Origin of the sequence: Enterobacter sp. SECR19-1250 (genome assembly GCF_013391025.1) — a bacterium.
Taxonomy (GTDB): domain Bacteria; phylum Pseudomonadota; class Gammaproteobacteria; order Enterobacterales; family Enterobacteriaceae; genus Enterobacter; species Enterobacter cloacae.
In genome coordinates, this window is sequence record NZ_JACASJ010000261.1 from 1 (window position 1) to 1301 (window position 1301).

A 1301-nucleotide genomic window follows, 5' to 3' on the forward strand; every position below is an offset into this window, starting at 1 on the left:
TCACTCAGAAGTTTGTCCAGGTGATCGCGAACATCCGCTGTTAAATTTTCCGCAATCCGCGTTTCAATCCGCCGCTCAGCGGCGACCAGAGCATCCGCGCACAAGCGCTCGATTGTCGATACTGCGGGCAGAATGGTGGAAGTTTCCCGACACCGCACAATAAAACGATGAGCAAGATCCTCGTTTGATCTGGCATCTTCGGCCTGGCCGAAAGTCCACTCCCGCAGATCACGGGCACCACGGCCCGTGAAGGTCTTGTAGCCGTAAATTTCGCGCAGCGTGTCCATGTGCTGCTGACGGGTTTGGCGCCGTGTGGCATAAGTGAGAAGCGCATCAGCCGGAACTCCAAGCTGAGCACCGACGAAGGAAAGGACTTCACGCGGGATCATCTCACCAGGAGCCAGTGCACGGCCCGGATATCGTAAGGCACAAAGTTGCAGGGCAAAGCCAATCCTGTTTTCCGGTCTGCGGCGCTGCCTAATGTTTTCCAGGTCATCATCGCCCAGCGTGTAGAACTTCAGTAGCGACAGTTCGTCCGTGGGCAGATCGAACAGCGCTGCTCGCTGCCGTTCGGTGAAAATATGGCGTCGTGACATACAAATTCGTCCCTTTTGAAGTATAGTCTGTTTTGGACAACAGCCAGCCCATATAAATCAGGGCGTTCCGATACAAAAATCCAGGAGGGTTCAATTGGGACATCGTGCCGCCATTTACTGCCGGGTTTCAACAGCGGATCAGTCTTGTGAACGCCAGGAATTTGATCTGCGAGCCTTCGCCGGCCGTGCCGGCTACGACGTGGTGGGAATATTTAAGGAAACAGGTTCAGGAACTAAACTCGACCGGGCCGAGCGAAAGAAAGTCCTGGCGCTTGCCCAGTCCAGACAAATTGATGCAATCCTGGTCACTGAGCTTTCCCGGTGGGGGCGCTCGACGCTCGATCTGCTCAATACGCTACGTGAACTGGAGAACTGGAAGGTTTCCGTGATAGCCATGAATGGAATGGCGTTCGATCTTTCGTCGCCGTATGGACGAATGCTGGCGACGTTTCTTTCCGGCATTGCGGAGTTTGAGCGGGATCTCATCAGCGAGCGGGTCAAGTCAGGCCTTGCTGTTGCGAAGGCACGTGGTAAGAGGCTTGGTCGTCAGGCCGGAGTGCGACCAAAATCAGACCGACTTTTGCCTAAGGTGGTTGCGATGAGGGCCGAGGGACGCAGCTATCGCTGGATCGCACGCGAGCTCGGTATCAGCAAGAATACCGTCGCTGACATCGTGCAACGACACAGAGCTAACGCTTAGGGTGT

2 protein-coding genes are annotated in these 1301 nt (G+C 55.3%); one reads left to right on the plus strand and one right to left on the minus strand.

From position 1 onward, the window contains the following. Positions 1 to 596: DUF4158 domain-containing protein (locus HX884_RS26455; protein WP_178329035.1), on the minus strand; the 596-nt coding region annotated here is incomplete at its 3' end. A gap of 94 nt (positions 597 to 690) precedes the next feature. Here HX884_RS26455 and HX884_RS26460 point away from each other — a divergent pair. Further along, positions 691 to 1296: a recombinase family protein gene (locus HX884_RS26460; protein WP_000509966.1), complete on the plus strand. Its 606-nt coding sequence runs from the start codon at positions 691 to 693 to the stop codon at positions 1294 to 1296. Positions 1297 to 1301: the final 5 nt, after the last annotated feature.